Origin of the sequence: Campylobacter sp. US53 (genome assembly GCF_004378995.1) — a bacterium.
Classification (GTDB): Bacteria; Campylobacterota; Campylobacteria; order Campylobacterales; family Campylobacteraceae; genus Campylobacter_D; species Campylobacter_D jejuni.
Genome location: NZ_RYYH01000011.1, coordinates 39732 through 45809 on the forward strand (window position 1 = coordinate 39732; position 6078 = coordinate 45809).

The 6078-nt window shown below is 28.5% G+C and carries 7 protein-coding genes; 6 read left to right on the forward strand and 1 reads right to left on the reverse strand.

Features of this window, described 5'->3' with window-relative positions; translation table 11 throughout:
- Positions 1-61 precede the first annotated feature (61 nt).
- From ELQ05_RS07725 to purU, 4 genes are read left to right on the forward strand one after another with little or no spacing between them, the layout of a single operon-like run.
- Positions 62-310, forward strand: coding sequence for a tetratricopeptide repeat protein (locus tag ELQ05_RS07725; RefSeq protein WP_002859818.1), 249 nt, complete (start codon positions 62-64; stop codon positions 308-310).
- Positions 307-798 (forward strand): CiaD-like domain-containing protein, encoded by a 492-nt coding sequence (locus tag ELQ05_RS07730; RefSeq protein WP_002856776.1) that lies wholly within the window; start codon positions 307-309, stop codon positions 796-798. Before ELQ05_RS07725 ends, ELQ05_RS07730 begins: the two co-directional genes overlap by 4 nt.
- Positions 767-1885, forward strand: a complete 1119-nt coding sequence (locus ELQ05_RS07735; protein WP_096702881.1) for a CCA tRNA nucleotidyltransferase — start codon at positions 767-769, stop codon at positions 1883-1885. Before ELQ05_RS07730 ends, ELQ05_RS07735 begins: the two co-directional genes overlap by 32 nt.
- Positions 1882-2706 carry a formyltetrahydrofolate deformylase gene (gene purU / locus ELQ05_RS07740; protein ID WP_096702879.1) on the forward strand — a complete coding sequence of 275 codons (825 nt, stop codon included), beginning with the start codon at positions 1882-1884 and terminating at the stop codon, positions 2704-2706. The genes ELQ05_RS07735 and purU overlap by 4 nt, the downstream gene beginning before the upstream one ends.
- Here the strand turns inward: purU and ELQ05_RS07745 are convergent.
- A complete protein-coding gene (locus tag ELQ05_RS07745) occupies positions 2703-3977 on the reverse strand; it encodes an aminotransferase class V-fold PLP-dependent enzyme (protein ID WP_079747907.1) in 1275 nt (424 codons plus the stop codon). The genes purU and ELQ05_RS07745 overlap by 4 nt on opposite strands.
- Before the next feature lie 35 nt (positions 3978-4012).
- Between ELQ05_RS07745 and ELQ05_RS07750 the strand changes: the two genes are divergently transcribed.
- Entirely contained in the window at positions 4013-4891 is an 879-nt protein-coding gene (locus ELQ05_RS07750; RefSeq protein WP_088303684.1) for a DUF234 domain-containing protein, read from the forward strand.
- 3 nt (positions 4892-4894) lie between these two features.
- Positions 4895-5914 (forward strand): fla regulon two-component system sensor histidine kinase FlgS, encoded by a 1020-nt coding sequence (gene flgS, locus ELQ05_RS07755; protein ID WP_088303683.1) that lies wholly within the window; start codon positions 4895-4897, stop codon positions 5912-5914.
- Positions 5915-6078: the final 164 nt, after the last annotated feature.

Below are 6078 nucleotides of genomic sequence, written 5' to 3' on the forward strand. Positions count from 1 at the left end.
ATTTTCTTAAAGATAAATTAAAAAGCTTTTTGCTAGAATTAAAGAAAAATTTTAGGAAACAGTGATGAAAAATACAGTCACTGAAGCTTCTATCTATGAGGCTCAAGGGTTAAAAGACGAAGCTTTAGAAATTTATAAAAATATCTTAAAAGAAGATCCGGATAACCAAAACGCTATTGATGCGGTTCGTCGTCTTAGTGGTTTTAGATCCAAGCATAAAGACTTAAACACTCAAATGTTGGATTTTTTTATTAATATGAAAAGCGATGAAGAAATTAATGAATTTAAAAGGTGGTTGATAAAAATATGAATTTGGAAGATTTAGCTAAAAAAACCATTAGCGAAGTTAGCTCTATCATGGAAGAGCAAAGAAGACAAAATGAAATTTTAAAAGAACAAGAATTAAATAGAAAAACTGAAATAAAAGATGAATTACCGCCTATGGAGTTTGTATGCGAAGAGCTCGATACTCCGCAAGACTTAGAAGATAAAATTTCTATGGCAAAATTTGAAGAAGAGCAAAAAATACAAAATAATATTGAAATTTCTACTCAGGAAAATAAAGAGTTTAAAAAAGAAGAGCCTTTTTTACAAAGTGAAATTTTAAATCCTAGTGTTATGACAGAGGTTCAAACGCTTAATGAGGATATTTTTTTAAAACATCTTAGAGAGAGAATTTTAGTTCTTTTTGAAGGTTTAAATAGTATAAAAAAAGATGATCTTGAAAATAGGTTAAACTTGACCATAAATTTTTTAGAGTTTTTACTTGCAAATATCGAAGATAAGCTTAAAAAATAATTCCGATTTACAGTTTATTGCTGAGTTTTTAAAGCCTTATACCAAACGAGCGTATTTGGTTGGAGGTAGCGTTAGGGATTTGTTTTTAGGTTTAAAAATTTGTGACTATGATATAGAGCTTTATGATATAAAACTTAAAGATTTTGAAAAGATTATGCAAAAATTGGATGCACAAGGCTTTGGAAAAAGTTTTTTTGTGTATAAGTTTAAAAATTATGATTTAGCTCTTGCTAGAACTGAAAACAAAATAAGCTATGGACATAAAGGTTTTGAAGTTCAAATTTGCAATGATGAAAAACTTGGCGCCAAAAGACGCGATTTTACCATAAATTCTATGATGATTAATCTTTTTAACGATGAGTTTTTAGATTTTTACGGAGGATTAAAAGATCTAGGAGCAGGCTTTTTAAGGCATATTGACAAACAAAGCTTTCAAGAGGATAGTTTAAGAGTATTAAGAGCGGTAGTATTTGCTTCAAGGTTTAACTTTAAGATAACTAGTGAAAGCTTGAAATTGATGCAAAGTATGGATATAACTGATCTTAGTAAAGATAGGATCAATGCGGAGCTTTATAAATTCTTTAAAAGTCCTAGACTTGATGTTGGCTATAGATATTTGCAAGAACTTGACTTAGAAAAACAGATTTTCGGCTTTGAGAGTATTTTTAAGAGTTTGGAATTTCAAAATTTACTCAGACAAAGTAGAGAATTTGTAAAAAGCGATGCTTTATTCTTGTATTTGTATTTGAATTTTTTTAATTTAGAAAAAGATATATTTTTTAAAAGAACTAAACTTAAAAAAGAATACCTAAAATACGCAAATCAAGCTTTTTATCTTGATGATATAAGTGATTTTGAACTAGCAAAAATTGCTTTTGAAATGCCTTTGAAGGAATGGCTTGGACTTTGGAGTAAAAAGCGTATTGAGCAAGCTAAAAGATTAGGGCTTTATGAGAATAAGTTTGAAAGTAAAATTTTAGCAAAAGATTTCATAAATGCTGGATTTTGTGGTAAAATTCTTGGTTTAAAGCTTCAAGAAGCAAGAGAGAATGAATTAAAAGAATATATAAAAGGTTTAGCTAAATGATTTCTGTATTAAAAATTTGCACCAAAGATCAAAAAGGTTTAATTTATAGAATTTCTGATGTTATTTTTAAATATCATATCAATATAGTAAAAAACGATGAATTTGTAGGCGAAGGAATGTTTTTTTTTCGTGCTCTTTTAGAAGGTGAATTTGATAAAGAAGCTTTTATAGGAACGCTTGAGGCTATGCTTGGACAAGAAGCCTTGATAGAGCTTTGCGAGAAGAGAAAAAAAGATATTGTTGTTTTTGCTACTAAAGAAAGTCATTGTTTGGGAGATTTGCTAATAAAGCATTATAGTAACGAACTTGAAGCAAATATCAAAGCTGTGATTTCAAATCACAACTCTTTAAAGGATTTAGTTGAGAAATTTGAAATTCCTTATCATTTTATCAGTGCTGAAAATTTAGATCGAAAAGAGCAAGAAAATCAGATTTTAAAATGTCTTGAACAATATAAATTTGATTATTTGGTTTTGGCAAAATATATGCGAATTTTATCTCCTGATTTTGTTAGGCATTTTGAAAGTAAGATTATAAATATTCACCATTCTTTTTTACCTGCATTTATAGGAGCAAATCCTTATAAACAAGCCTTTGAAAGAGGGGTTAAAATAATTGGAGCTACGGCACATTTTGTAAATAATAATCTTGATGAAGGTCCTATTATCACTCAAGCTGTTTTACCTGTAAACCATGAATTTACTTGGCAAGATATGCAGCAAGCAGGTAGAAATATAGAAAAAGATGTTCTTTCAAAAGCACTTGATTTGGTTTTTGAAGATAGAATTTTTATACATAATAATAAAACTATAATATTTTAATGCGATAATTTTACTATAGTTTTATTTAAAGCATTAAAAAAATAATCAATATCCTCTTTTTCATGCGTATAATGCAAGCTTATTCTTAACCAACCTGGTTTTGTTTTAAGTTTTTGATTATCTTTTAAGCCTAGCAAATCATGACCATAAGGCCCAGCACAAGCACATCCAGCGCGTGTTTCTATGTGGTATTTTTTACTAAGTTCGTAAGCGATATCAAAAGGGGAAATTCCTTTGATATTGAAAGCAAAAATAGGCAATCGGGTTTTTAAATTCTTTGCGTATAAAATTAAATTAGGTATAGTTTTTAGTTTTTCAAAAAAATAATCTTTTAGAATTTCTTCTTTTTTTTCTATATTTTTAATCCCTATAGAATCTTTGATTTTAAAAGCTAAGCTAGCGCGAATGAGTTGTAAAATTCCAGGTGTTCCTCCTTCTTCTAAAGCTTCTTCATTGCAAAGGTAGCATTGTGAAGTGCGAGAAACATAGCCCACAGTTCCACCTGCTGCAAAGCTAGGCTTGTTTCCACAAAGATCTTTTTTGATGGCTAAAAGTCCAGAACCACCAATACCACCGATTAATTTATGAGAACTTATAAACAACGCATCATAGTATTGACAAGATATGTTTTTATAGGGAATAAAACTAGATGCATCAAAAGCAACTATCCCTTTAAATTTACGAACCATTTCAGAAATGCGTTTGTAATCACTTAGTATCCCAGTAACATTTGAAGCTAAAGAAAAGCTAGCGATTATTTTTCTTTTTTTGTTTTTTTGTAAAGTTTTTTCTAGAAAATCAAAATCAATTTCCCCATTTTTATCCAAGGGAATTCTAATACATTCGCACAAGCCTTCTCGAAATGAAAGTTCATTAGAATGATGCTCATAAGGCCCTACGATAACTAAAGGTAAAGTATTTTTATCAATTTGCGTAAAATATCTTTCTTTTACAAGAGGGGGAATGTAAATGCCGATCAATTCTTGAAATTTTTTAATAGCACTGCTTGATCCTGTTCCACAAGCTATAAGGGCAAAATTTTCATCTAATGATAAACTTTTTTTTATATCTTTTCTTGCTTGTTCGTAAATTTGTTGAGTTTTAAAAGAATTTAAAGAGCTATCAGAATGTGTGTTTGCATAGGTTGGGAGAATTTTTGAAATTTCTTTTTCTACACATTTTAGAGCTAAAGCACTTGCTGTGAAGTCAAAATGCAAAATACCTTTTTTTAAGATCAATTCTTTTTTTAAATCTGAAATTTGCAAATACAATCCTTATAAAAATTTGCTAAAATTATACTATAAAAATGCTTTATAAAAGGAAAAATATAAAATTTAAGAACTTTGTAGATTTGCATAAGAATTTGTCTTTAAGTAAGCTTTTTGATTTTTATAGCGTGTTTGAAGGTTTTGAAAAATTAAACATTTTAAATTTTGAAGACGATGTATTTACAAATATAGAGCGAATTTTGCTTGATGACTATCTAAAAATTAAAAGTTATTTCGCCTTGGATGAAACAAGTTCTTACGCTCTTACTTTACTAGCTAAAAACAATCGCAAGCGTTTTTCTATCAATAGAAAAATTCAGCATTTTAAAGCTTTATCTACACTTAAATATCTTTTAGAAACAGGTATAATAAAACTTGAGTATAGTAAGGAAGCTAAAAAAATAAAAGATAAAAGACAAAAAATCAAAAAAGAACTAAGATCTTATGTTGTCCAAGATAAGATTATATTTAGCAACCATTTTACTCGTTTCTTTTTTTATTTTTTAAAGCCCAATGAAAAGCTTATTTTGCAAAATCGTTATAAAGAAGTTTTAGAATGTATTAAGGAAAAATTTGAACTTTATCAAAGTTTTTGTTTTGAACAGCTTTCTAGAGAATTGCTTGAGAAAAAATTCAATATCAATGGAGCGCAAAGTTACTGGGATAAGAATTTAGAACTTGATCTTTATTATCAAGATGAAAATTTGTGTTTTGTCGGAGAGGTTAAATTTAAAAATAAAAAAATTTGTAAAAATATTTTAAATCTTTTAAAATCAAAAGCAAAGTCTTTAAATTTGGCTCCAAATTATTACATTATAATCTCAAAAAATGGTTTTAGCAAGGAATTTGATAAAATATGCGAACAGAATTTGCTTTTACTTGATTTGAATGATTTTAAGATTTTATTAGAGGAATGATAAATGAATGAAAGTATTTTAAAAAGTTTAGACTCAAATGAAAAAGAAACCCTACAAAAAGGCTTAGAAAGTCTTATAGAACAAACTTATGTAATAGAAAATGAATACAAAACTTTAAATGAAAACTATAATTCCTTACGCGCAATGGTTGATGAGATTATAGAGGTATTGCCTAGTGCACTTTGGATTTTAGATAAAGAAAAAAATATTATTTTACAAAATCAAGAAGCCTTGAAAAATCCAAAATTACTTAGTATCATTAGTCTTGATAAAATTCGCGATGAGCTTGAATTTGAAGGTAGGTTTTATGCGGTAAAAATCATAGCACATAATGAAAAAACTATAGTTTCAGCTACAGATATTAGCGATGAAAAACGCAATGAAAGGCTTGCAAGCATGGGCAGTGTGGCGGCTCATTTGGCACATGAGATAAGAAATCCTATTGGATCTATATCTTTACTTACTTCAACCCTTTTTGCTCGTAGTGAGCTTAAAAATAAGCATATAGTTCTTGAAATCCAAAAGGCTATTGCTAGAGTAGAGCGTATCGTAAATTCAACTTTACTTTTTACTAAGGGTGTGCACATCAATGCTTTAAATTTTAATCTTTTAGAGTTAAAAGAAGAGTGTGAAAGTGCCATTAACTCTTATAATTTTACTTCTCAAATAGACTTTGAAATATCTTTTTTGGATAAGCAGATTTGTGCTGATAAAGCTCTTCTTGGTTTGGTTTTGCAAAATTTGATTTATAATGCTATTGATGCGATAGAAGAAAGCGAATGTGAAAAGCCTATGATTAAAATTTTAGCAAGTTGTGATAATGAAAAAATATGCATCAGAGTGTATGATAATGGTTGTGAAATAAAAGATGAGAAATTAGTTTTTGAAGCTTTTAAAACAACAAAACTTAAAGGCAATGGGCTTGGCTTGTCTCTTTCTAAAGAAATCATAAACGCTCATAAGGGAGAGTTAAGTTTTCAAAGCGATCCTAAGAATTTTTATTTTACCTTACCTTTGGTGTGATAAATATTTTCTTTTCACCCCAAAACGGAACAGATCTTGCTTATATTATTTTAATATATTTAGGTTGAAGGCAAAAAAATCTAAATTAAGGAATTAATATGAGTATCTTTAGCATCAATGATAACTCAAATTATAATTCTATACTTTCACAAGCAAAAACTAAT